Source organism: Amycolatopsis deserti, from assembly GCF_014653945.1.
Classification (GTDB): domain Bacteria; phylum Actinomycetota; class Actinomycetes; order Mycobacteriales; family Pseudonocardiaceae; genus Amycolatopsis_E; species Amycolatopsis_E deserti.
Window position 1 is genome coordinate 150,874 of record NZ_BNAU01000003.1, and the last position, 20,414, is coordinate 171,287.

The 20,414-nt window shown below is 68.0% G+C and carries 32 protein-coding genes; 3 read left to right on the plus strand and 29 right to left on the minus strand.

All coding sequences use genetic code 11. From position 1 onward, the window contains the following. Positions 1-71: 71 nt before the first annotated feature. From map to secY, 3 genes are read right to left on the minus strand one after another with little or no spacing between them, the layout of a single operon-like run. Positions 72-884 carry a type I methionyl aminopeptidase gene (gene map / locus IE290_RS15435; protein WP_268246351.1) on the minus strand — a complete coding sequence of 271 codons (813 nt, stop codon included), beginning with the start codon at positions 882-884 and terminating at the stop codon, positions 72-74. Then, the gene (locus tag IE290_RS15440; protein WP_191245290.1) at positions 881-1,435 is read right to left on the minus strand and encodes an adenylate kinase; all 555 of its coding nucleotides are present in this window, start codon (positions 1,433-1,435) and stop codon (positions 881-883) included. Before IE290_RS15440 ends, map begins: the two co-directional genes overlap by 4 nt. Then, complete coding sequence (gene secY, locus IE290_RS15445) at positions 1,432-2,739, minus strand: preprotein translocase subunit SecY (protein ID WP_191245754.1); 1,308 nt, start codon at positions 2,737-2,739, stop codon at positions 1,432-1,434. Before secY ends, IE290_RS15440 begins: the two co-directional genes overlap by 4 nt. Before the next feature lie 335 nt (positions 2,740-3,074). Here secY and IE290_RS15450 point away from each other — a divergent pair, with 335 nt between their 5' ends. Next, complete coding sequence (locus IE290_RS15450; RefSeq protein ID WP_191245291.1) at positions 3,075-3,653, plus strand: YajG family lipoprotein; 579 nt, start codon at positions 3,075-3,077, stop codon at positions 3,651-3,653. 69 nt (positions 3,654-3,722) lie between these two features. On the opposite strand, the gene IE290_RS15455 is transcribed toward IE290_RS15450, so the two are convergent. The 26 genes from IE290_RS15455 to rpsL all read right to left on the minus strand — a co-directional run bounded on the left by IE290_RS15455 (position 3,723) and on the right by rpsL (position 18,938). Then, positions 3,723-4,370 carry a hypothetical protein gene (locus IE290_RS15455; protein WP_191245292.1) on the minus strand — a complete coding sequence of 216 codons (648 nt, stop codon included), beginning with the start codon at positions 4,368-4,370 and terminating at the stop codon, positions 3,723-3,725. A gap of 247 nt (positions 4,371-4,617) precedes the next feature. Continuing rightward, complete coding sequence (rplO, locus tag IE290_RS15460) at positions 4,618-5,064, minus strand: 50S ribosomal protein L15 (protein ID WP_191245293.1); 447 nt, start codon at positions 5,062-5,064, stop codon at positions 4,618-4,620. After that, positions 5,061-5,246, minus strand: a complete 186-nt coding sequence (rpmD, locus tag IE290_RS15465; protein ID WP_094003904.1) for a 50S ribosomal protein L30 — start codon at positions 5,244-5,246, stop codon at positions 5,061-5,063. Before rpmD ends, rplO begins: the two co-directional genes overlap by 4 nt. Before the next feature lies 1 nt (position 5,247). Next, a complete protein-coding gene (gene rpsE, locus IE290_RS15470; RefSeq protein WP_017986622.1) occupies positions 5,248-5,877 on the minus strand; it encodes a 30S ribosomal protein S5 in 630 nt (209 codons plus the stop codon). A gap of 37 nt (positions 5,878-5,914) precedes the next feature. After that, on the minus strand, positions 5,915-6,316 hold the full coding sequence (rplR, locus tag IE290_RS15475; protein WP_094003916.1) for a 50S ribosomal protein L18: 402 nt from the start codon (positions 6,314-6,316) through the stop codon (positions 5,915-5,917). 2 nt (positions 6,317-6,318) lie between these two features. Continuing rightward, positions 6,319-6,858: a 50S ribosomal protein L6 gene (gene rplF, locus IE290_RS15480; RefSeq protein WP_017986620.1), complete on the minus strand. Its 540-nt coding sequence runs from the start codon at positions 6,856-6,858 to the stop codon at positions 6,319-6,321. Positions 6,859-6,875: 17 nt separating this feature from the next. After that, positions 6,876-7,274 (minus strand): 30S ribosomal protein S8, encoded by a 399-nt coding sequence (gene rpsH, locus IE290_RS15485; protein WP_020417564.1) that lies wholly within the window; start codon positions 7,272-7,274, stop codon positions 6,876-6,878. 74 nt (positions 7,275-7,348) lie between these two features. Next, positions 7,349-7,534, minus strand: coding sequence for a type Z 30S ribosomal protein S14 (locus IE290_RS15490; RefSeq protein ID WP_017986618.1), 186 nt, complete (start codon positions 7,532-7,534; stop codon positions 7,349-7,351). Beyond that, positions 7,534-8,097: a 50S ribosomal protein L5 gene (gene rplE / locus IE290_RS15495; protein ID WP_017986617.1), complete on the minus strand. Its 564-nt coding sequence runs from the start codon at positions 8,095-8,097 to the stop codon at positions 7,534-7,536. Before rplE ends, IE290_RS15490 begins: the two co-directional genes overlap by 1 nt. Next, positions 8,097-8,411: a 50S ribosomal protein L24 gene (gene rplX / locus IE290_RS15500; protein ID WP_017986616.1), complete on the minus strand. Its 315-nt coding sequence runs from the start codon at positions 8,409-8,411 to the stop codon at positions 8,097-8,099. Before rplX ends, rplE begins: the two co-directional genes overlap by 1 nt. After that, on the minus strand, positions 8,411-8,779 hold the full coding sequence (rplN, locus tag IE290_RS15505) for a 50S ribosomal protein L14 (RefSeq protein WP_017986615.1): 369 nt from the start codon (positions 8,777-8,779) through the stop codon (positions 8,411-8,413). The genes rplX and rplN overlap by 1 nt, the downstream gene beginning before the upstream one ends. Positions 8,780-8,857: 78 nt before the next feature. Further along, positions 8,858-9,163, minus strand: a complete 306-nt coding sequence (gene rpsQ, locus IE290_RS15510) for a 30S ribosomal protein S17 (protein WP_020417563.1) — start codon at positions 9,161-9,163, stop codon at positions 8,858-8,860. Continuing rightward, positions 9,163-9,411, minus strand: coding sequence for a 50S ribosomal protein L29 (gene rpmC / locus IE290_RS15515; RefSeq protein WP_017986613.1), 249 nt, complete (start codon positions 9,409-9,411; stop codon positions 9,163-9,165). Before rpmC ends, rpsQ begins: the two co-directional genes overlap by 1 nt. Beyond that, positions 9,411-9,830, minus strand: a complete 420-nt coding sequence (rplP, locus tag IE290_RS15520) for a 50S ribosomal protein L16 (protein WP_094003902.1) — start codon at positions 9,828-9,830, stop codon at positions 9,411-9,413. The genes rpmC and rplP overlap by 1 nt, the downstream gene beginning before the upstream one ends. A gap of 3 nt (positions 9,831-9,833) precedes the next feature. Then, positions 9,834-10,679: a 30S ribosomal protein S3 gene (rpsC, locus tag IE290_RS15525; protein WP_017986611.1), complete on the minus strand. Its 846-nt coding sequence runs from the start codon at positions 10,677-10,679 to the stop codon at positions 9,834-9,836. Beyond that, a complete protein-coding gene (gene rplV / locus IE290_RS15530) occupies positions 10,679-11,080 on the minus strand; it encodes a 50S ribosomal protein L22 (protein ID WP_026153758.1) in 402 nt (133 codons plus the stop codon). The genes rpsC and rplV overlap by 1 nt, the downstream gene beginning before the upstream one ends. Positions 11,081-11,111: 31 nt before the next feature. Next, complete coding sequence (gene rpsS / locus IE290_RS15535) at positions 11,112-11,393, minus strand: 30S ribosomal protein S19 (RefSeq protein WP_017986609.1); 282 nt, start codon at positions 11,391-11,393, stop codon at positions 11,112-11,114. 18 nt (positions 11,394-11,411) lie between these two features. Next, a complete protein-coding gene (gene rplB, locus IE290_RS15540; RefSeq protein WP_026153757.1) occupies positions 11,412-12,245 on the minus strand; it encodes a 50S ribosomal protein L2 in 834 nt (277 codons plus the stop codon). A 15-nt stretch (positions 12,246-12,260) separates the two neighbouring features. Continuing rightward, positions 12,261-12,572 (minus strand): 50S ribosomal protein L23, encoded by a 312-nt coding sequence (rplW, locus tag IE290_RS15545; protein ID WP_017986607.1) that lies wholly within the window; start codon positions 12,570-12,572, stop codon positions 12,261-12,263. Beyond that, complete coding sequence (gene rplD / locus IE290_RS15550; RefSeq protein WP_191245294.1) at positions 12,569-13,255, minus strand: 50S ribosomal protein L4; 687 nt, start codon at positions 13,253-13,255, stop codon at positions 12,569-12,571. Before rplD ends, rplW begins: the two co-directional genes overlap by 4 nt. Next, positions 13,252-13,908, minus strand: a complete 657-nt coding sequence (rplC, locus tag IE290_RS15555; protein ID WP_191245295.1) for a 50S ribosomal protein L3 — start codon at positions 13,906-13,908, stop codon at positions 13,252-13,254. The genes rplD and rplC overlap by 4 nt, the downstream gene beginning before the upstream one ends. 31 nt (positions 13,909-13,939) lie before the next feature. Then, on the minus strand, positions 13,940-14,245 hold the full coding sequence (gene rpsJ / locus IE290_RS15560; RefSeq protein WP_003883485.1) for a 30S ribosomal protein S10: 306 nt from the start codon (positions 14,243-14,245) through the stop codon (positions 13,940-13,942). 363 nt (positions 14,246-14,608) lie between these two features. After that, entirely contained in the window at positions 14,609-15,802 is a 1,194-nt protein-coding gene (gene tuf / locus IE290_RS15565) for an elongation factor Tu (RefSeq protein ID WP_191245296.1), read from the minus strand. A gap of 127 nt (positions 15,803-15,929) precedes the next feature. After that, the gene (gene fusA, locus IE290_RS15570) at positions 15,930-18,029 is read right to left on the minus strand and encodes an elongation factor G (protein WP_191245297.1); all 2,100 of its coding nucleotides are present in this window, start codon (positions 18,027-18,029) and stop codon (positions 15,930-15,932) included. Positions 18,030-18,093: 64 nt separating this feature from the next. After that, positions 18,094-18,564, minus strand: coding sequence for a 30S ribosomal protein S7 (gene rpsG, locus IE290_RS15575; RefSeq protein WP_017986602.1), 471 nt, complete (start codon positions 18,562-18,564; stop codon positions 18,094-18,096). Then, positions 18,564-18,938 carry a 30S ribosomal protein S12 gene (rpsL, locus tag IE290_RS15580; RefSeq protein ID WP_003102113.1) on the minus strand — a complete coding sequence of 125 codons (375 nt, stop codon included), beginning with the start codon at positions 18,936-18,938 and terminating at the stop codon, positions 18,564-18,566. The genes rpsG and rpsL overlap by 1 nt, the downstream gene beginning before the upstream one ends. A gap of 550 nt (positions 18,939-19,488) precedes the next feature. On the opposite strand from rpsL, the gene IE290_RS15585 reads away from it, so the two are divergent. Both IE290_RS15585 and IE290_RS15590 read left to right on the plus strand, forming a co-directional pair. Then, entirely contained in the window at positions 19,489-20,070 is a 582-nt protein-coding gene (locus IE290_RS15585) for a YbaB/EbfC family nucleoid-associated protein (protein ID WP_191245298.1), read from the plus strand. Continuing rightward, the gene (locus tag IE290_RS15590; RefSeq protein ID WP_191245299.1) at positions 20,070-20,414 is read left to right on the plus strand and encodes a WXG100 family type VII secretion target; all 345 of its coding nucleotides are present in this window, start codon (positions 20,070-20,072) and stop codon (positions 20,412-20,414) included. The genes IE290_RS15585 and IE290_RS15590 overlap by 1 nt, the downstream gene beginning before the upstream one ends.

Sequence of the window (20,414 nt, forward strand, 5' to 3'; positions counted from 1 at the left end):
GGGGTGATGTGTGGTAGGCAACGTCACTCCGACGATACCCCTGATCGCACCCGAAGGGGCGAAACCGCAGGTCAGGAGCCTTCGGGGAGGGTCAGGACGCGCGGTCCGTCGTCGGTGACGGCGACCGTGTGCTCCCAGTGGGCGGCGCGCGAGCCGTCCGCGGTCACCACGGTCCAGCCGTCCTCGAGCTCGACGGTCTCGGCGCTGCCGCCGGTCAGCATCGGCTCGATGGCCAGCGCCATGCCGGGCTTGAGCTTCGGCCCCTTGCCGGGCTTGCCGACGTTGGGCAGGAACGGCTCCATGTGCATCTCGGTGCCGATGCCGTGCCCGCCGTACTCGACGATCTGGCCGTAGTCGATGCCGTCGGCCGCCGCGGAGGTCTCGGCCGAGGACTGCACGGCGTGCGAGATGTCGGTCAGCCGGGCGCCGGGCACCGCGGCCTCGATGCCGGCCAGCATCGCGGCGCGGGTGGCGGCCGACAGCGCCTGGTCGGCGGCCGAGACGGTGCCGATGGCGAGGGTGACGGCGGAGTCGCCGTGCCAGCCGTCGAGGATGGCGCCGCAGTCCACGGACAGCAGGTCGCCCTCGGCCAGCACGGTCGTCTTCGCCGGGATGCCGTGGACCACCTGCTCGTTCACCGACGCGCAGATCGAGGCCGGGAAGCCGTGGTAGCCCTTGAACGAGGGCACCGCGCCGGCCGCCCGGATCGTCTGCTCGGCGATCTCGTCGAGGTCGCCGGTGCTGACGCCGGGCTTGGCGGCCTCGGCGACCGCCGCGAGGGTGCGGGCCACCACGATCCCGGCGGCCCGCATCGCGTCCAGCTCGCCGGGCGTCTTGATCTCGATGCCGCGGTGGCGGCGCAGCACGGAAGGCACCAGGTTCACGCGCGGTCGTCGAGCGCGTTCACGATCCGCGAGGACACCTCGTCGACCTCGCCGACGCCGTCCACCTTGACCAGGATGTCCCGGTAGTAGTCCAGCAGCGGCGCGGTCTCCGACTGGTAGACCTGCTGGCGGCGGCGGATGACCTCTTCGGTGTCGTCCGTGCGGCCGCGGCCCAGCAGGCGCTCGACCAGGACGTCCTCCGGCACGTCGAGCTGGATGACGGCGTCGAGCGCGCTGTCCGACTCGGCCAGCATCTCGCCGAGGACCTCGGCCTGCTTGGTGTTGCGCGGGAACCCGTCCAGCAGGAAGCCGGCCTTGGTGTCGGACTCGGCCAGGCGCTCGCGGACCATCTCGTTCGTCACGCTGTCCGGGACCAGCTCGCCGGAGTCGAGGTAGCGCTTGGCCTCCTCGCCCAGCGGCGTCTGCTCCGCCACGTGTGCGCGGAAGAGGTCACCGGTGGAAATGTGCGGGATGGAGAGCCGCTGCGACAGCGCTACCGCCTGAGTTCCCTTTCCTGCTCCGGGCGGGCCGACAAGAACCAGGCGCGTCATCGCAAGAACCCTTCGTAATTCCGCTGCATCAGCTGGCTTTCGATCTGCTTCACCGTGTCGAGGCCGACGCCGACCATGATCAGCACGGCGGTGCCGCCGAACGGGAAGTTCTGGTTGTTGCCCTGCTGCGTGATGGACAGGAAGAAGTTCGGCAGGATCGCGATGATGCCGAGGTAGAGCGAGCCGGGGAAGGTGATGCGGCCCAGCACGAAGCTCAGGTACTCGGCGGTCGGCCGACCGGGGCGGATGCCCGGGATGAAGCCGCCGAACTTCTTCATCTCCTCCGCGCGCTCATCCACGTTGAACGTGATGGTGATGTAGAAGTACGTGAAGAAGATGATCAGCGCGAAGTACAGCAGGATGTGCACCCAGCTGGACTGGTTGACCACGTAGGTCTGCAGGAAGGCCCGCCAGCCCGAGCCGCTGGTCGGGTCGCCGAACAGGCGGCTGATCAGGTCCGGCAGGTAGAGCAGCGACGAAGCGAAGATGACCGGGATGACACCGGCCTGGTTCACCTTGATCGGCAGGTAGGTCGACGTGCCGCCGTACATCCGGCGGCCGATCATCCGCTTGGCGTACTGCACCGGGATCCGGCGCTGGCCCTGCTCGACGAAGATGACGCTGGCGATGATCACCAGGCCGAAGACGCAGACCAGCGCGAAGACGAGGCCGCCCTGGTTGTTGAGGATGTTCATGCCCTCGGCCGGGATCCGGGCCGCGATGTTCAGGAAGATCAGCACGGACATGCCGTTGCCGACGCCGCGCTCGGTGATGAGCTCGCCCAGCCACATCATCACCGCGGTGCCCGCCGTCATCGTGATGACGATCAGCGCCAGCGAGAAGATGCTGTTGTCCGGGATGATCGACTGCGCGCAGTCCGGGAACAGCTGGCCGCGGTCGGCCAGCGCCACCACACCGGTCGCCTGCAGGATCGCCAGCGCGATCGTCAGGTAGCGGGTGTACTGCGTCAGCTTGCCCTGGCCCGCCTGGCCTTCCTTCTTCAGCTCCTCGAACCGCGGGATGACGACGGTGAGCAGCTGGATGATGATGCTGGCCGTGATGTACGGCATGATGCCGGTCGAGAAGATCGACAGCTGCAGCAGCGCCCCGCCGCTGAACAGGTTCAGCAGGGAGTAGATGCCGGACTGGTCGGCACCTGCCTGGCAAGCCTGCACATTCGGATAGGAGACCCCGGGCGCCGGAGTGACCGCACCGATCCGGTACACGGCCACGATCAACAGCGTGAACAGGATCTTCTTGCGCAGGTCCGGCGTGGCGAGAGCCGAGCGAAAGGCGCTGAGCACGCGGGGGACCTCCTCGGCGTCGCCGGTGGGTGTCACCGGCGATCGGCTTGGCCGGCACGCTGGCCGGCAGGAACACCATGTCGCTGGCAAGCCAGCAGCGCTCCGGGGCAGATGGGTCCCCGAAGCGCGTCGCCCGACTCTAACAGCCGGGGGTTGGAGGGTTGTGAGGTAGGCCGTGTTATGAGCCGGACCCCGGGTTCGGCCGGCGGGCCGGCCGGATCCTTCCGAACGAGAACCGCCACCCGACGGAGTTCGTCGTTCTCGGGGATGGCGACGGAAATTTCCGGTACAACAAGCTGGCTGCACCGAACACCACCCGGACAAAGGGGAAGACCGTGCGCCACCTCGTTCCCGCTGTCGCGATCGCGCTCCTGCTGACCGGCTGCTCAAGCTCCTCGCAGTCGGACGGCGGCGTTCCGTTCCAGCCGAAGCCGACGGCTCCCGCGTCCGCGTCCACCAGCGGCCAGAGCGAAACGAACGGCTACACCAAGCTGCGACTCGGTGACACGGCCGAGCTGAGCGCCAAGGCCGATGGCAGCCAACCCGCGACCTGGACCATCGAGAAGATCGAGATCGACCCGCCGTGCAACGGCTCGACGGGCACGAAGCACGTTCTCCTGCTGCACGTGCGGGCCAACACCGGCCCGGACAAGAACGCCGCCGAGCTGATTCCCGAGGCGTTCCGGTACACGTCGTTCGCCGAACCCGGGGAGAACGGCGGAACCACCCCGGCGAACGTCTCGTTGTGCCAATCCAAGGAGCCCGGGAGCGGACCGCTGCCGGTGCCGTACCAGCGGAACCAGGAGCTCACCGGCACGGTCGCGCTGGTCGTCCCGGAGGCGAACGGCACACTGATCCAGAACAGCCCCGGGATCACGGGCGAAGGCTGGGAGTGGTGGTATCCGGGCAGGTGAGGCGGCACTCCTCGTGCGGCACGGCGCGTGCCGCACGCGCCCCACTTCCCACCGCCACTCCCCCCGCGGTCACGAGCCGGGCTGGTCGCGGCGGGGGTTGAGCGCGTCGCCGCCGTTGACCGGTGGCTGTGGGCGCGGGAGGGGCTGCTGTGCGGGGAATCCGTAGCGCGGGGTGACCGGGTCGTAGTCGTACGTCGGAGGTGGTGGGGCGGGCGCGCGTTTCCCCCGGCCGGCGGCCAGCGTCGCGGCCACGATCGCCAGCACCGTCGCGCCCGCGACGAGCCAGAATCCGACGCCGAAGCTGTCCGCGGTGGTGACGCCGTCGGTGCCCTCGGCGATGCCGGCCGGGCGGAAGCTTCCGTGCAGGCTGATGGCCTGGAGACCGATCGACAGCGTGGTCGCGGCGAGGAAGCCGGCGCCGATGCCGCTCGCCAGTGCGGCGGCGAACTTCCCGCCCGGCGAGGACGCGCGACGGGCGGCGGCAAGGCCGATCACGGCCGCGATGAGCAGCAGCAACCCCGCCCCGGCCAGGGCCCAGCCGTTGCGGACGGGCTCCCCGGCCGTCGACGTCGGGATGCCAGGGCCGGCCGCTTCCGCGCTGAGGTCCCACCCGGTCACCGTCAGCTTCAGCTGGGTCTCGCCGTCGAATCGCAGCTCGCCGACGAACAGCGGCAGGAACGCCCCGGTGACGGCGGCCGCCGCGGCGAGCAGAGCCAATACGGCGCCTGCGACCCGCTTCCCCTGCCACCCCGAAGGCCGATGGGGAACGGGCGCGTAGCCCATGGGGGGTGGTGCCGCCGGGAACGACATCGTCCGATGGTGACACCGCTAGGCGAGCACGGCCGTCACGACAGCGTCACGATCGTCGCAGGTCATCCCCCTGGAGCAGCGCCGTGCGGCCGGACGGGCGAAACAGGAACGGCCCGCCGGTCCGAAGACCGGCGGGCCGTCCCGCGTCAAAGCGTCAGAGCTCGGTGGCCGAGCCGCCCGCCGCCTCGAGCTTCTCCTTCGCGGACGAGGAGAACTTGTCAGCGGAGACGTTCAGCTTCACGCCGTTCAGGTCGCCGTTGCCGAGGACCTTGACGAGCTGGTTCTTGCGAACCAGGCCGCGCTCCACCAGCTGCTCCTTGGTGACGTCGCCACCGTCCGGGAAGACCCGGGCGATGTCGCCGACGTTCACCGGCTGGTACTCGGTGCGGAAGCGGTTCTTGAACCCACGCAGCTTCGGCAGCCGCATGTGGATGGGCATCTGCCCACCCTCGAACCCGGCGGGCACGTTCTTCCGGGCCTTGGTGCCCTTCGTACCGCGACCGGCGGTCTTGCCCTTCGAACCCTCACCACGACCGACGCGGATCTTCTCGCGCTTGGCGCCCGGGGCCGGGCGCAGGTGGTGGATCTTGATGGCCGTCATGCCTTGACCTCCTCAACAGTCACGAGGTGGCGGACGGTGTGGATCAGACCGCGGACCTCCGGAGTGTCCTCGCGCACCACGGACTGCCGGATCTTGCGCAGCCCGAGGGTCCGCAGCGTGTCCCGGTGGTTCTGCTTGGTGCCGATCTTGCTCCGGACCTGGGTCACCTTGAGCTGAGCCATGTCAGACCCCCTGTCCCGCGCGCTGCCGCAGCATCCGGGCCGGGGCGACGTCCTCGAGCGGCAGACCGCGACGGGCCGCCACCTCCTCCGGACGCTGCAGGCCCTTCAGGGCCGCCACGGTCGCGTGCACGATGTTGATCGCGTTGTCGGAGCCCAGCGACTTCGACAGCACGTCGTGCACGCCCGCGCACTCCAGCACCGCACGCACCGGGCCACCGGCGATGACACCGGTACCGGCGCTGGCCGGACGGAGCAGGACCACACCGGCGGCCTCCTCACCCTGGACCGGGTGCGGGATGGTGCCGGCGATCCGGGGCACGCGGAAGAAGTTCTTCTTCGCTTCCTCGACGCCCTTGGCGATGGCCGCGGGAACTTCCTTGGCCTTGCCGTAGCCGACGCCGACCTGACCGTCGCCGTCACCGACGACCACCAGGGCGGTGAAGCTGAAGCGACGACCACCCTTCACGACCTTGGCGACGCGGTTGATCGCGACGACGCGCTCGAGGTGCGGGGTCTTCTCCTGGCCGGCCCCGCCACGGCCACCGTCGCGGCGGTCGCGGCGGTCACGACGGTCGCGGTCGTTGCCGCCCGGACCGCCCTGTCCACCGCCCTGCCGTGTACGTCCCGGCATCAGGCTTTCCTTCCATTCGCGAGCATGTGCATGGTTCTCAGAACTCCAACCCCGCCTCGCGAGCGGCGTCGGCCAGCGCGGCGATGCGGCCGTGGTAGCGGTTGCCACCGCGGTCGAACACGACGCTGGAGATGCCCGCACCCTTGGCGCGGGCGGCCACGAGCTCGCCGACCTTGGCGGCCTTGGCCTTCTTGTCGCCCTCGAGCGCACGCACGTCGGCCTCGAGGCTCGACGCCGACGCCAGGGTGTGCCCGGCCACGTCGTCGATCACCTGGACCGTGATGTGCCGCGAGGACCGGTGGATGACCAGCCGGGGCCGCTGGGCGGTCCCGCCGACCTTCTTGCGAAGCCGGAAGTGACGGCGCGCCTTCGCGACGCGGCGCCGGGTCGAAATGTCCTTGCCGACCGGCTTCCGCTTCTTCGTTGCCGTTTCGCTCATGATCACTTACCCGTCTTTCCGACCTTGCGACGGATGCGCTCACCCTCGTAGCGCAGCCCCTTGCCCTTGTACGGGTCCGGACGGCGGAGCCGGCGGATCACCGCGGCGATCTGGCCGACCTTCTGCTTGTCGATGCCGGACACGGAGAACCGGGTCGGGGTCTCGACCTTGAAGGTGATGCCTTCCGGCGCCTCGATCAGCACGGGGTGGCTGTAGCCGAGGGCGAATTCGAGGTTGCTGCCCTTGGCCTGGACGCGGTAACCGACACCGTGGATCTCGAGCTTCTTCTCGTAACCCTCGGTCACACCCACGACCAGGTTGTTGACCAGCGTGCGGGTCAGACCGTGCAGGGCACGGCTCTCCCGCTCGTCGTCCGGGCGCTTGACCAGCAGCGCGCCGTCCTCACCGCGCTCGACCGTGATCGGCTCGGCGACAGTGTGGGAAAGGGTGCCCTTGGGACCCTTCACCGAGATGTTCTGGCCGTCGATGGTCACCTCGACCCCGGAAGGGACGGTGATCGGCTGCTTACCGATGCGCGACATGCCTGCTCTCCCTTCCGTTACCAGACGTAGGCGAGGACTTCCCCGCCCACACCGTTGCGCTTGGCCTGCCGGTCGGTCTGAAGGCCGCCCGACGTCGAGATGATCGCGATGCCCAGCCCGCCCAGCACGCTCGGTAGCTCGGTCGACTTGGCGTACACCCGCAGACCCGGCTTGGACACCCGGCGCAGACCGGCGATGCTGCGCTCGCGGTTGCGGCCGTACTTCAGTTCCACGATGAGGTTCTTGTGCTTCTCACCCGGCTCGTCCCGGTAGCCCGAGATGTAACCCTCGCGCTTCAGGATCTCGGCGATGTTCGCCTTGAGCTTCGAGTGCGGCACCACGACCTCGTCGTGATACGCCGAGTTGGCGTTGCGCAGACGTGTCAGGAAGTCTGCGATGGGGTCGGTCATCGTCATGGTGACCTTCAACCTTTCTCGCCTGGTTCCCCCTGCTCAGAGGGCCTGTGGCGAAGTGGGAGCTTCTGTCGTTCCTACCAGCTGGACTTGGACACGCCGGGGAGTTCGCCCGCGTGCGCCATCTCGCGCAGGCAAACCCGGCACAGTCCGAACTTGCGGAACACCGAGTGGGGCCGGCCGCACTTGTTGCAGCGCGTGTAGGCACGCACCTTGAACTTCGGCTTGCGGGCCGCCTTGGCGATCAGAGCCTTCTTGGCCATCAGTTCTCCTTGAACGGGAAGCCGAGCTTGCGGAGCAGCGCGCGGCCCTCGTCGTCGGTGGTAGCGGTGGTGACAACGGTGACGTCCATGCCGCGGGGGCGGTCGATGGAGTCGGGGTCGATCTCGTGGAACATCGACTGCTCGTTGAGACCGAAGGTGTAGTTGCCGTTGCCGTCGAACTGCTTGGCCGACAGCCCGCGGAAGTCACGGATACGCGGCAGCGCGATCGTCAGCAGCCGGTCCAGGAACTCCCACATGCGGTCGCCGCGCAGGGTCACGCGCGCACCGATCGGCTGGCCCTCACGCAGCTTGAACTGCGCGATGGACTTGCGCGCCCGGCGCACCTCGGGCTTCTGACCGGTGATGGCCGCGAGGTCGCGGATCGCACCGTCGATCAGCTTGCTGTCCCGCGCGGCGTCGCCGACACCCATGTTGACGACGACCTTGACCACGCCCGGGATCTGGTGGACGTTCTCGTAGCCGAACTCGCTGCGGAGCTCGCCCTTGATCTCTTCGCGGTACCGCGTCTTCAACCGCGGCACGATCTTCTCTGCGGTCGTCATCAGATGTCCTTACCGGTCCGGCGCGAGATGCGAACCTTCTTGCCGTCCTCGCCGATGCGGTAGCCCACGCGGGTCGGCTTGCCGTCGGAGTCCACGACCATCACGTTCGACACGTGGATCGGGGCCTCCTGGGTCACGATGCCGCCGGACTGCGCGCCGCGCTGGGTCTGCGAGATCCGGGTGTGCTTCTTGATCCGGTTCACGCCCTCGACCAGCACCCGCTGGCGCTCCGGGTAGGCCTTGATGACCTTGCCCTTGGCGCCCTTGTCCTTGCCGGCGATGACGACGACCGTGTCGCCCTTCTTCACCTTCATCAGAGCACCTCCGGCGCCAGCGAGATGATCTTCATGAACTTGCGGTCACGCAGCTCACGGCCGACCGGGCCGAAGATGCGGGTGCCGCGCGGCTCGTTGTCGTTCTTGATGAGCACGGCGGCGTTCTCGTCGAACTTGATGTAGGAGCCGTCCGGGCGACGCCGCTCCTTCGTCGTGCGGACGACGACGGCCTTGACCACGTCACCCTTCTTCACCCCGGCAGCCGGGATGGCGTCCTTGACGGTGGCGACGATGATGTCGCCGATACCCGCGTAGCGCCGTCCCGAGCCACCGAGCACGCGGATGCAGAGGATCTCCTTGGCACCCGTGTTGTCGGCGACTCGCAGCCGCGACTCCTGCTGGATCACGTCAACTCCTGTATGTCGCGCCGGTTCTCACGCGGCGGTGAGCCTGGCGGAACGGAGGAGGCCCGAATGGGCCTCCGATTACTTGGCCTTCTCCACGATCCGCACGAGCCGCCACCGCTTGGTGGCCGAGGTCGGGCGGGTCTCCATGAGGATCACGCGGTCACCGATGCCGGCGGTGTTCTCCTCGTCGTGCGCCTTCACCTTGCTGGTGGAGCGGAGAACCTTGCCGTAGCGGCGGTGCTTCTTGCGGTCCTCGAGCTCGACCACGATCGTCTTGTCCATCTTGTCCGAGACGACGTAGCCCTCGCGGACCTTCCGGTAGTTGCGACCGGATTCGGCACTCTGCACCGGCTGCGCGGCGAGCTCTGGGGTCTGCTCACTCATCAGGCAGCACCTTCTTCATTCTCGGCGTCGGGGGAAACGGACAGGCCGAGCTCGCGCTCCCGCATGACCGTGTAGATCCGAGCGATGTCGGCACGGACGGTGCGGAGGCGGCGGTTGTTGTCCAGCTGCCCGGTGGCCATCTGGAAGCGGAGGTTGAACAGCTCCTCCTTGGCCTCCTTCAGGCGCAGCACGAGCTCCTCGTTGGTGAGCTCACGCAGCTCTGCGGCGGCGACACCTGCCTGCGCCATCAGAACTCACCACCTTCACGGGTCACGATGCGGCACTTCATGGGGAGCTTGTGGATCGCGCGGCGCAGCGCCTCACGAGCCTGGGCCTCGTTCGGGAAGCTCAGCTCGAACATGACGCGGCCCGGCTTGACGTTCGCGACCCACCACTCGGGCGAACCCTTACCGGAACCCATGCGGGTTTCGGCCGGCTTCTTGGTGAGCGGGCGGTCCGGGAAGATGTTGATCCAGACCTTGCCGCCACGCTTGATGTGCCGGGTGATGGCGATACGAGCGGACTCGATCTGCCGGTTGGTCACGTAGTGGTGCTCAAGCGCCTGGATGCCGTACTCACCGAAGGTGACCTTCGTACCGCCCTTGGCGGCACCGGAACGCTTCGGCGAGTGCTGCTTGCGGTGCTTGACCTTGCGTGGGACGAGCACGCCTCAGCCCTCCGTCTTCTCGGCCGCGTCCGGCGAGCCCTGCGCGGGCGCCTCGCTGGTCGCGACATCCGTGTCGGCCTTCGCGGCGGCAGCGGCGCGGCCGGCTTCGGTCGAGGTCGGCGTCGTGCCCTGCGCACCAGACCGGCGCGGGCGCGACGGACGCTCCCGGCGCGGACGCTCGTTGGCGGCCGCGGCGTCCCGCTCGGCCTTGGCCTTCAGGCCGCCGACCAGGTCGCCCTTGTAGATCCACACCTTCACGCCGATGCGGCCGAAGGTGGTACGGGCCTCGAAGAAGCCGTAGTCGATGTCCGCGCGCAGCGTGTGCAGCGGGACCCGGCCGTCGCGGTAGTGCTCCGACCGCGACATCTCGGCACCGCCGAGACGGCCGCTGCACTGCACGCGGATGCCCTTGACCTGCGACGAGCGCATGGTCGTCTGGATCGCCTTGCGCATCGCGCGGCGGAACGCCACGCGGTTGGACAGCTGCTCGGCGACGCTCTGGGCGACCAGCTGCGCGTCGGCCTCGGGGTTCTTCACCTCGAGGATGTTCAGCTGGACCTGCTTGCCGGTCAGCTTCTCCAGCGAGCCGCGGATCCGGTCGGCCTCCGCGCCGCGGCGGCCGATCACGATGCCCGGACGCGCGGTGTGGATGTCCACCCGCACGCGGTCACGGGTGCGCTCGATCTCGACCTTGGAGATGCCGGCGCGCTCCATGCCGGTGGAGAGCAGCTTGCGGATCTTGACGTCCTCGGCCACGTACTCCGCGTACTGCTTGTCGGCGTACCAGCGCGACTTCCAGTCGGTGGTGATTCCCAGCCGGAAGCCGTGCGGGTTGATCTTCTGGCCCACTAGCGGCCACCTGCCTTCTTCTTACCGCTCTTCTTCGCTTCCGGACGCGACTCCACCTCGACCGTGATGTGGCTCGTCCGCTTCCGGATCCGGTACGCACGGCCCTGGGCGCGCGGCTGGATGCGCTTGAGGGTCGGCCCCTCGTCGGCGTACGCGTTCTTCACGAACAGCGTGTCCGGGTCCAGGTTGAGGTTGTTCTCGGCGTTGGCCACGGCGCTCGCGAGCACCTTCGCCACCGGCTGGCTCGCCGCGTACGGCGAGAACCGGAGCACGGCGAGGGCTTCGGCGGCGCTAAGACCCTTGATCAGCTCGATCACCCGGCGCACCTTCGTCGGCGAGTCCCGGACGAAGCGAGCCCGCGCCACGGCCACCTGGGCCGGAGCGGTTTCTGGGGCTGTCATCGCTTGCTTTCCCTAACTCTCGTGTGCCCGCTCAGCGGCGGCGCGACTTCCGGTCATCCTTGACGTGACCCTTGAAGGTCCGCGTCGGAGCGAACTCGCCAAGCTTGTGGCCGACCATGGCCTCGCTGACGAACACCGGCACGTGCTTGCGGCCGTCGTGCACCGCGATGGTGTGACCCAGCATGTCCGGGATGATCGTGGACCGGCGGGACCAGGTCTTGATCACGGTCTTCTTGCCCGACTCGTTGAGCGCGTCCACCTTCTTGAGCAGGTGGTCGTCCACGAACGGGCCCTTCTTCAGGCTGCGCGGCATGTTGTCTTACCTCCCTGCTCAGCGCTTCTTGCCGGTACGCCGGCGGCGGACGATCAGTGCGTCGGACGGCTTGCGGCGGCGGGTGCGGCCCTCCGGCTTGCCGTTCGGGTTGACCGGGTGGCGACCACCCGAGGTCTTGCCCTCACCACCACCGTGCGGGTGGTCGACCGGGTTCATGACGACACCACGGACGGTGGGGCGCTTGCCGCGCCAGCGGTTGCGGCCCGCCTTGCCCCAGTTGATGTTCTGGTGCTCGGAGTTGCCGACCTCGCCGACGGTGGCGCGGTTGCGCACGTCCACGTTGCGGATTTCGCCCGAGGGCATCCGCAGCTGGGCGTACGGGCCGTCCTTGGCGACCAGCTGCACGCGGGCGCCGGCGGAGCGGGCGATCTTCGCGCCGCCACCGGGACGCAGCTCGATGGCGTGCACCACGGTGCCGACCGGGATGTTGCGCAGCGGCAGGTTGTTGCCCGGCTTGATGTCGGCCCGCGGGCCGGCCTCGACGGTGTCACCCTGCTTGAGCTTGTCCGGCGCGATGATGTAGCGCTTCTCGCCGTCCGCGTAGTGCAGCAGCGCGATGCGGGCGGTCCGGTTGGGGTCGTACTCGATGTGCGCGACCTTGGCCGGGATGCCGTCCTTGTCGTTGCGCCGGAAGTCGATGACCCGGTAGGCCCGCTTGTGGCCGCCACCCTTGTGCCGGGTGGTGATCTTGCCCGAGGAGTTGCGGCCGCCCGACTTGCTCAGCGGGCGCAGCAGCGACTTCTCCGGCTCGGACCGGGTGATCTCGGCGAAGTCCGACACGCTCGAGCCACGGCGGCCCGGAGTCGTCGGCTTGTACTTACGAATACCCATGACAGCTTCCGTCCCTTACGCGGCGGGTCCGCCGAAGATCTCGATCGGCTTGCTCTCGGCGGACAGCGTCACGACGGCGCGCTTGACGTTCTTGCGCTTGCCGAAGCCGTAGCGGGTCCGCTTGCGCTTGCCCTGCCGGTTCAGCGTGTTCACGCTGACGACCTTGACGCCGAAGATCTGCTCGACGGCGATCTTGATCTGCGTCTTGTTGGCGTCCGGCCGGACCTCGAACGTGTACTTGTGGTCTTCGAGGAGCCCGTAGGACTTCTCGGAGATCACCGGCGCGAGCACGATGTCACGAGGGTCCGGGATGGCAACGCTGCTCACTGCGCTTCACTCCCTTCAACCTCACTGGCCCGCGCGGAAGCCTTGGCCGCCTTGCCCTTGACCGGGCCGGCGATGAAGGCGTCGTACGCGGCCTTGGTGAACACCACGTCGTCGTTGACCAGCACGTCGTAGGTGTTGAGCTGGTCCGGGTTGATCAGGTGCACGTTCGGCAGGTTGCGGGCGGACAGCCAGCCCCGCTCGTCCTCGCGGTGCAGCACGACCAGCAGGCGCTTGGCCTGGGTCACGGCGGCGAGGGCCTTCTTCGCCTCCTTGGTGTTGGGCTTCTCGCCCGACACCAGCTCGGTGATGACGTGCACCTGGCCGGCGCGCGCCCGGTCGGAGAGGGCACCGCGCAGGGCGGCGGCCTTCATCTTCTTCGGGGTGCGCTGGCTGTAGTCGCGCGGCGTGGGGCCGTGGACGGTGCCACCGCCGGCGAACTGCGGGGCGCGGGTCGAACCCTGGCGGGCGCGGCCGGTGCCCTTCTGGCGGTACGGCTTCTTGCCGCCACCGGAGACCTCGCCGCGGGTCTTCGTGTCGTGCGTGCCCTGGCGCGCGGCGGCCTGCTGGGCCACCACGACCTGGTGCATCAGCGGCACGTTGGCCTGCACGTCGAAGATGTCGGCGGGGAGCTCGACGGTGCCCTCGGCGCTGCCGGCGGGGGTCTTCAGCTCAACGCTGGTCATTCGGTCGCACCACCCTTCGCGGCGGTCTTGACGAAGACGAGGCTGCCCTTGGGGCCGGGGACGGCGCCCTTGATCAGCAGCAGGCCCTCTTCGGCGCGCACGTCGTGGACGGTCAGGCCCTGGGTCGTGACCCGGACGCCACCCATCCGGCCGGCCATCCGCAGACCCTTGAAGACGCGGCCCGGGGTGGCGCAGCCACCGATCGAGCCCGGGGCGCGGTGCTTGGCCTGGTTACCGTGGCTGGCGCCCTGGCCCTTGAAGCCATGGCGCTTCATGACACCGGCGTAGCCCTTGCCCTTGCTGGTGCCCGTGACGTCGACGCGGGAGCCCGCGGGGAACACCTCGGCGGTGATCTCCTGGCCGACCTCGTAGCTCTCGGCGTCGGTCGTGCGCAGCTCGGCGAGGTACCGCCGCGGCGTCACGCCGGCCTTCTGGAAGTGGCCGGTCACCGGCTTGTTGACCTTGCGCGGGTCCACGGCGCCGAAAGCCAGCTGCACGGCCTGGTAGCCGTCGTTGTCCTGGGTACGGATCTGGGTCACCACGTTCGGCCCGGCCTGCACGACGGTCACCGGAACGATCCGGTTGTCCTCGCCGAAGACCTGGGTCATGCCGAGCTTGGTGCCCAGGATGCCCTTTACTTGCCTGTCAGACATGAGTCTCTTATCTCCGCCGCTCGCCCAACGCTTACTGGATGTTGACGTCGACGCTCGCCGGGAGGTCGATGCGCATGAGCGCGTCGACCGTCTTCGGCGTCGGGTCGAGGATGTCGATCAGCCGCTTGTGCGTGCGCATCTCGAAGTGCTCGCGCGAGTCCTTGTACTTGTGCGGCGAGCGGATGACGCAGTAAACGTTCTTCTCGGTGGGCAGCGGCACAGGTCCGACGACCGAGGCGCCGGTGCGCGTCACCGTCTCGACGATCTTGCGCGCGCTGGCATCGATCGCCTCGTGGTCGTAGGCCTTGAGCCTGATGCGGATCTTCTGTCCCGCCATGGTCGCAGCTCGTTCCTTCGTCTTGTGCCGCTATCTCTACCGGCACTTTCGCGCCGGTTTCCGCACGTCAACGCCCTCGCGTCCGATCCACGCGGTCGGGCGTGTCGCGCCCGCTGCGCAGACTGATCCCGTAAGAGGATCGTCGTCGTGCCGGTTGGTCTTCACCGCGAGACGGCCGTGCCGGCCATCTGTCGCGCCCGCGGTCTCCCCCTGGGATTCCCACGGACCAAGGCCACTCGTGCCGGGGCGGCCGATTTCTGAACAGATATCGGCCGCCCCGCAACGAGCAACTCAACTAGTGTCGCACACGTGGTTCCACAACCCGGCCCCGGGGTGCTATAAGCACTCCGGGGCCGGATGGAATCACTTGATGATCTTGGTGACCTGGCCCGCGCCCACGGTCCGGCCACCCTCGCGGATGGCGAACCGCAGACCCTCGTCCATGGCGACCGGCTGGATGAGCTGCACCTTGATCTCGGTGTTGTCACCCGGCATGACCATCTCGGTGCCCTCGGGGAGGGTCACGACGCCGGTCACGTCGGTCGTGCGGAAGTAGAACTGCGGGCGGTAGTTGTTGAAGAACGGCGTGTGACGGCCACCCTCGTCCTTGGACAGGATGTAGACCGAGCCCTCGAACTCCGTGTGCGGAGTCGTGGTGCCGGGCTTCACGACGACCTGGCCGCGCTCGACGTCCTCGCGCTTGATGCCACGCAGCAGCAGACCGACGTTGTCACCGGCCTGGCCCGAGTCGAGCAGCTTGCGGAACATCTCGACACCGGTGACAGTCGTCTTCTGCGACTTCTCCTTGATGCCGACGATCTCGACCTCTTCGTTGACGTTGATCTGGCCGCGCTCCACGCGACCGGTCACGACGGTGCCGCGGCCGGTGATGGTGAAGACGTCCTCGATCGGCATCAGGAACGGCTTGTCGAGGTCACGCACCGGGTCCGGCACGTTGTCGTCGACGGCCTGCATGAGCTCCAGGACCGACTCCGACCACTTCGGGTCGCCCTCGAGGGCCTTGAGGCCGGAGACCTTGACCACGGGGGCGTCGTCGCCGGGGAACTCCTGCGAGGACAGCAGCTCGCGGACCTCCAGCTCGACGAGCTCGAGGATCTCCTCGTCGTCGACCATGTCGGCCTTGTTCAGGGCCACGACGATGTAGGGCACACCGACCTGGCGGGCGAGCAGCACGTGCTCACGCGTCTGCGGCATCGGGCCGTCGGTCGCGGCGACCACCAGGATCGCGCCGTCCATCTGGGCGGCACCGGTGATCATGTTCTTGATGTAGTCCGCGTGACCGGGGGCGTCCACGTGGGCGTAGTGACGCTTCTCGGTCTGGTACTCGACGTGCGAGATGTTGATCGTGATACCGCGCTGCTTCTCTTCCGGCGCGTTGTCGATCTGGTCGAACGCCCGGGACTCGTTGAGCTCCGGGTACTTGTCGTGCAGAACCTTGGTGATCGCCGCGGTCAGCGTGGTCTTGCCGTGGTCGACGTGACCGATGGTCCCGATGTTGACGTGCGGCTTGCTCCGCTCGAACTTCGCCTTCGCCACTGGAATGTCCTCCTGGACTCTTGCTTTGCTTCACCGCCGGCGTGGCAGCCGAACGGCGATCGATCTGGTCGGTTGTGCGGACCCTAGGGGAGGCCCCTGTGCGCGCCCGCGTTGGGTGCTGTGGGGTTTACTCCCCCGTCGCCTTCGCGATGATCTCCTTCGCGACGTTCGAGGGAACCTCGGCGTAGGAGTCGAACGTCATCGAGTAGTTCGCCCGACCCTGGGTACGAGACCGCAGGTCGCCGACGTACCCGAACATCTCGGACAGCGGAACCAGTGCCTTCACGACTCGGGTGCCTGCCCGCTCGTCCATGGCCTGGATCTGGCCACGGCGAGAGTTGAGGTCGCCGATGACGTCACCCATGTAGTCCTCGGGGGTGGTCACCTCGACGGCCATGACCGGCTCCAGCAGAACCGGGCTGGCCTGGCGCGCGGCCTCCTTGAGCGCCATGGAACCGGCGATCTTGAAGGCCATTTCCGACGAGTCGACCTCGTGGTAAGCGCCGTCCAACAGGGTCACCTTCAGCCCGACCAGCGGGTAACCGGCGAGGACACCGTACTGCATGGCGTCCTGGGCACCGGCGTCCACCGACGGGATGTACTCGCGCGGCACGCGGCCACCGGTGACCTTGTTGTCGAACTCGTAGAGGGCGCCGTCACCGGTGGACAGCGGCTCCAGCTTGATGATCACGCGCGCGAACTGGCCGGAACCACCGGTCTGCTTCTTGTGCGTGTACTCGTACTTCTCGACCGTGCGGCGGATCGTCTCGCGGTAGGCGACCTGCGGCTTACCGATGTTCGCCTCGACCTTGTAGTCGGACTTCATGCGGTTGACCAGCACCTCGAGGTGCAGCTCGCCCATGCCCGCGATGATCGTCTGACCGGTCTCCTCGTCGAGCTGGACCTGGAAGGTGGGGTCCTCCTCGGCCAGCTTCTGGATCGCGGTCGACAGCTTCTCCTGGTCGGCCTTCGTCTTGGGCTCGATGGCCACCTTGATGACCGGCTCGGGGAAGGTCATCGACTCCAGAACGATCGGGTTCTGCGGGTCGCACAGGGTGTCACCGGTCGTGGTGTCCTTCAGGCCGATGACCGCGTAGATGTGGCCGGCCTGGGCCTCGTCGACCGGGTTCTCCTTGTTGGAGTGCATCTGGAAGAGCTTCCCGATGCGCTCCTTGCGCTCCTTGGTCGAGTTGATGACCTGCGCGCCGGCGGCGACCTTGCCCGAGTAGACCCGGACGTAGGTCAGCTTGCCGAAGAACGGGTGCGCGGCGATCTTGAACGCCAGGGCCGCGAACGGCTCGTCGACCGACGGCTTCCGCGAGGCCGGGGTCTCACCGTCGGTGAGGGTGCCCTCGACGGCCGGGACGTCCAGCGGCGACGGCAGGTAGTCGATCACCGCGTCGAGCATGGGCTGCACGCCCTTGTTCTTGAACGCGGAGCCGCACAGCACCGGGTACGCCTCGCGGGCGACGGTCAGCTTGCGGATACCGGCCTTGATGTCGGCCTCGGACAGCTCCTCGCCGCCGAAGTACTTCTCCATCAGGGCGTCGTCGGTCTCCGCGACGGCCTCGATCAGCTTGTCGCGGTACTCGGCGGCCTTGTCGGCGAGGTCGGCCGGGATGTCCTCGACCTCGTAGTCCTCGCCCTTCTTGACCTCGCCCCGCCAGGTCAGCGCCTTCATGCGGACCAGGTCGATGACGCCCTGGAAGTCGCTCTCGGCGCCGATCGGCAGCTGGATGACCAGCGGGCGCGCACCGAGGCGCTCCTCGATGGTGCGGACGGTGAAGTAGAAGTCCGCGCCCAGCTTGTCCATCTTGTTGACGAAGCAGATGCGCGGGACCTCGTACTTGTCGGCCTGGCGCCAGACCTGCTCGGACTGGGGCTCGACACCCTCCTTGCCGTCGAACACGGCAACGGCACCGTCGAGCACCCGCAGCGAACGCTCCACCTCGACGGTGAAGTCGACGTGGCCGGGGGTGTCGATGATGTTGATCTGGTGGTCGGCCCAGAAGGTGGTGGTGGCAGCCGAGGTGATGGTGATACCCCGCTTCTGCTCCTCCTCCATCCAGTCCATCGTCGCGGCGCCGTCGTGCACCTCGCCGATCTTGTAGTTGATCCCGGTGTAGAACAGGATCCGCTCGGTGGTGGTGGTCTTACCGGCGTCGATGTGAGCCATGATGCCGATGTTGCGGACCTTGTTCAGGTCGGTCAGCACGTCGCGTGCCACTGCACTGTTCCCCTGTCTCGAAGCTTGGGGCCCGGCCTGGCTTGTCTCGGCAGCCGGGCTACGTTCACCACCGGTAGTGGGCGAACGCCTTGTTGGACTCGGCCATCTTGTGGGTGTCCTCGCGGCGCTTCACGCTGGCCCCGAGGCCGTTGCTCGCATCGAGCAGCTCGTTCTGCAGACGCTCGATCATGGTCTTCTCGCGGCGGGCGCGGGAGAAGCTGACGATCCACCGCAGCGCAAGGGTCGTCGAGCGGCCCGGCTTGACCTCGATCGGCACCTGGTAGGTGGCACCACCGACGCGGCGGCTCTTCACCTCGATGCTCGGCTTCACGTTGTCCAGCGCACGCTTGAGCGTGACGACGGGATCCGTGCCGGTCTTCTCCCGGGCACCTTCCAGCGCGCCGTAGACGATGCGCTCGGCCAGCGAACGCTTGCCGTCGGTCAGCACCTTGTTGATCAACTGGGTGACCAGCGGGGAACCGTAAACCGGGTCGGAGATCAGCGGCCGCTTCGGGGCCGGACCCTTGCGGGGCATTAGCTCTTCTCCTTCTTCGCGCCGTACCGGCTGCGCGCCTGCTTGCGGTTCTTCACACCCTGGGTGTCGAGCGAACCGCGGATGATCTTGTAGCGAACGCCGGGCAGGTCCTTCACACGACCACCACGCACGAGCACCATCGAGTGCTCCTGCAGGTTGTGGCCCTCGCCCGGGATGTAGGCGGTGACCTCGATGCCGCTGGTCAGCTTCACACGCGCGACCTTGCGCAGCGCCGAGTTCGGCTTCTTGGGCGTCGTGGTGTACACGCGAGTGCACACGCCACGCCGCTGCGGACTCCCCTTGAGGGCCGCGGTCTTCTGCTTGGCAGCCTTGTCCTGGCGGCCCTTGCGGACCAGCTGCTGGATCGTGGGCAATGGACCAGCCTTCTGTCGCGTCTTGCTTGTTCCGTCTTAGGTCTCCCCGGCCCCCGAGGTCGGGCGTGTCGGCCCGCGTCTGGGTCTGTCGACCGCTAACGTTCCCTCGGATTTCCGTGGAGCTCCGCTTCGCCGCGGCCGTCGCCACGATGCCGGAGCATCCCCGCTTGGCCGAAAAGCACGCAGAGCGGCCCGACGCATGCCGGGCACAGTCGTCAAAGATACCCGCCCTTGCGGCAGGCGGTGGCATCGGGGGTCCCTAACGGGCTCACACCCCGGCTCCGGCGAGAAGGTGGTGTGGCGAGTCTAGCGGAAAGACGGCCTCGCAGGAGGTGTTCCGCTCAGTGTCGGGTCCCCGTCGGCCGGCGCGTTCGACCAGGTCGGCGGGCATCTTCGGCGACAGTTTCAACGCCGGAAATGGCGGCGGAATTCCCGCGTGGCGAAAAGTGATCAATCGAATCGGTGAGTTGCCGGGAAGCGCGCCCGCGGACCACACGTGTGGTGCATGATCCGATACCGAAGGTGCGATTTCACCACGGGGAGGGACCACATGGCGTACGGCAGCCATGGCGATCTGGTCGAGCAGCTGCAGCAGAAGCTGGACCAGGTCGAGCAGCACAAGCGGAACGGGGAGCAGCGCAAGGCCGCTCTCACCCGGATGAAGGAACAGATCGGTGAGCTGTCGGTCACCGTCTCCTCCCCCGACCGGACCGTGACGGTCGTCGCCGGGCCGGGTGGCGGTGTGCAGTCGGTCCGGGTCAGCGAGGACGCGCTCGGGGGAAGCGCCATCCAGCTGTCGTCGACGATCACCAGCACGATCCGCGAGGCGGTCGCGGCGGCGGCGCGGCAGCAGGCCGCGATCGTCCAGGACGCCCTCGGCGAGCAGAGCAACGTGCTGGAGTCGGTGCTGGAGACCCAGGCCGAGGCGTTCGGCATGAGCGTGGCGGACCTCAAGGCGAAGCTGGCCGACGAACGGCCGGTCGCCGCACCGCGGCCGATCGACCAGGGCGCGGACTTCGCCGAGGAGGACTTCCTGGAGGAACGGCCCGCGGAACGCCCGGCTCGTCCCGCTCCCCCGCCCCGGCGCGAACCGGCGGACGAGGACTACATCGACCCGTTCGGGAACGCCTGATGGCCGGCGGGTTCCAGGTCGACGTCGAAGCGCTGCGCACCACCGGTGCACGAGCGGCTGATCTGACGGGAAAGGTGTCGGCGCTCCAGCAGGCGACCCACGAGGCGGACGTGCCGACGGTGTCGTGGGGCCTGCTCGGAGTCCCCGTGCACGCGTTCTACCAGCAGTTGCTCGGTCAGCTCAAAACTCACCTGAACGAGATGTCCGAGGGCTACCAGTCGATCGGGGCGAAGCTGACCAGCGCGGCCGACGCCTACAGCTCGATGGACGACGAGGTGGTCCGCGCGTTCGGCGACATCGCCGAGCTGCTCGAGGAGACCGACGCGGGAACGGAGGCGATCTGA

What these genes read in the sequence shown, in the direction of transcription:
- rpmD (WP_094003904.1), bottom strand. Translation starts at nt 5,246, where the DNA reads ATGGCTCAGCTCAAGGTGACCCAGGTCCGGAGCAAGATCGGCACCAAG.
- rpsE (WP_017986622.1), bottom strand. Translation starts at nt 5,877, where the DNA reads ATGCCGGGACGTACACGGCAGGGCGGTGGACAGGGCGGTCCGGGCGGC.
- IE290_RS15440 (WP_191245290.1), bottom strand. Translation starts at nt 1,435, where the DNA reads ATGACGCGCCTGGTTCTTGTCGGCCCGCCCGGAGCAGGAAAGGGAACT.
- IE290_RS15585 (WP_191245298.1), top strand. Translation starts at nt 19,489, where the DNA reads ATGGCGTACGGCAGCCATGGCGATCTGGTCGAGCAGCTGCAGCAGAAG.
- rplE (WP_017986617.1), bottom strand. Translation starts at nt 8,097, where the DNA reads ATGACGACCGCAGAGAAGATCGTGCCGCGGTTGAAGACGCGGTACCGC.
- rpmC (WP_017986613.1), bottom strand. Translation starts at nt 9,411, where the DNA reads ATGGCGCAGGCAGGTGTCGCCGCCGCAGAGCTGCGTGAGCTCACCAAC.
- rplV (WP_026153758.1), bottom strand. Translation starts at nt 11,080, where the DNA reads ATGACAGCCCCAGAAACCGCTCCGGCCCAGGTGGCCGTGGCGCGGGCT.
- rpsJ (WP_003883485.1), bottom strand. Translation starts at nt 14,245, where the DNA reads ATGGCGGGACAGAAGATCCGCATCAGGCTCAAGGCCTACGACCACGAG.
- rplR (WP_094003916.1), bottom strand. Translation starts at nt 6,316, where the DNA reads ATGAGCGAAACGGCAACGAAGAAGCGGAAGCCGGTCGGCAAGGACATT.
- rpsG (WP_017986602.1), bottom strand. Translation starts at nt 18,564, where the DNA reads ATGCCCCGCAAGGGTCCGGCCCCGAAGCGGCCGCTGATCTCCGACCCG.
- rplB (WP_026153757.1), bottom strand. Translation starts at nt 12,245, where the DNA reads ATGGGTATTCGTAAGTACAAGCCGACGACTCCGGGCCGCCGTGGCTCG.
- rpsS (WP_017986609.1), bottom strand. Translation starts at nt 11,393, where the DNA reads ATGCCGCGCAGCCTGAAGAAGGGCCCGTTCGTGGACGACCACCTGCTC.
- IE290_RS15590 (WP_191245299.1), top strand. Translation starts at nt 20,070, where the DNA reads ATGGCCGGCGGGTTCCAGGTCGACGTCGAAGCGCTGCGCACCACCGGT.
- rpsH (WP_020417564.1), bottom strand. Translation starts at nt 7,274, where the DNA reads ATGACGATGACCGACCCCATCGCAGACTTCCTGACACGTCTGCGCAAC.
- rplX (WP_017986616.1), bottom strand. Translation starts at nt 8,411, where the DNA reads ATGAAGGTGAAGAAGGGCGACACGGTCGTCGTCATCGCCGGCAAGGAC.
- IE290_RS15490 (WP_017986618.1), bottom strand. Translation starts at nt 7,534, where the DNA reads ATGGCCAAGAAGGCTCTGATCGCCAAGGCGGCCCGCAAGCCGAAGTTC.
- rplD (WP_191245294.1), bottom strand. Translation starts at nt 13,255, where the DNA reads ATGACCAGCGTTGAGCTGAAGACCCCCGCCGGCAGCGCCGAGGGCACC.
- rplO (WP_191245293.1), bottom strand. Translation starts at nt 5,064, where the DNA reads ATGACGGCCATCAAGATCCACCACCTGCGCCCGGCCCCGGGCGCCAAG.
- rpsQ (WP_020417563.1), bottom strand. Translation starts at nt 9,163, where the DNA reads ATGAGTGAGCAGACCCCAGAGCTCGCCGCGCAGCCGGTGCAGAGTGCC.
- rplF (WP_017986620.1), bottom strand. Translation starts at nt 6,858, where the DNA reads ATGTCGCGCATCGGTAAGCAGCCGATCACCGTCCCTTCCGGGGTCGAG.
- rplC (WP_191245295.1), bottom strand. Translation starts at nt 13,908, where the DNA reads ATGTCTGACAGGCAAGTAAAGGGCATCCTGGGCACCAAGCTCGGCATG.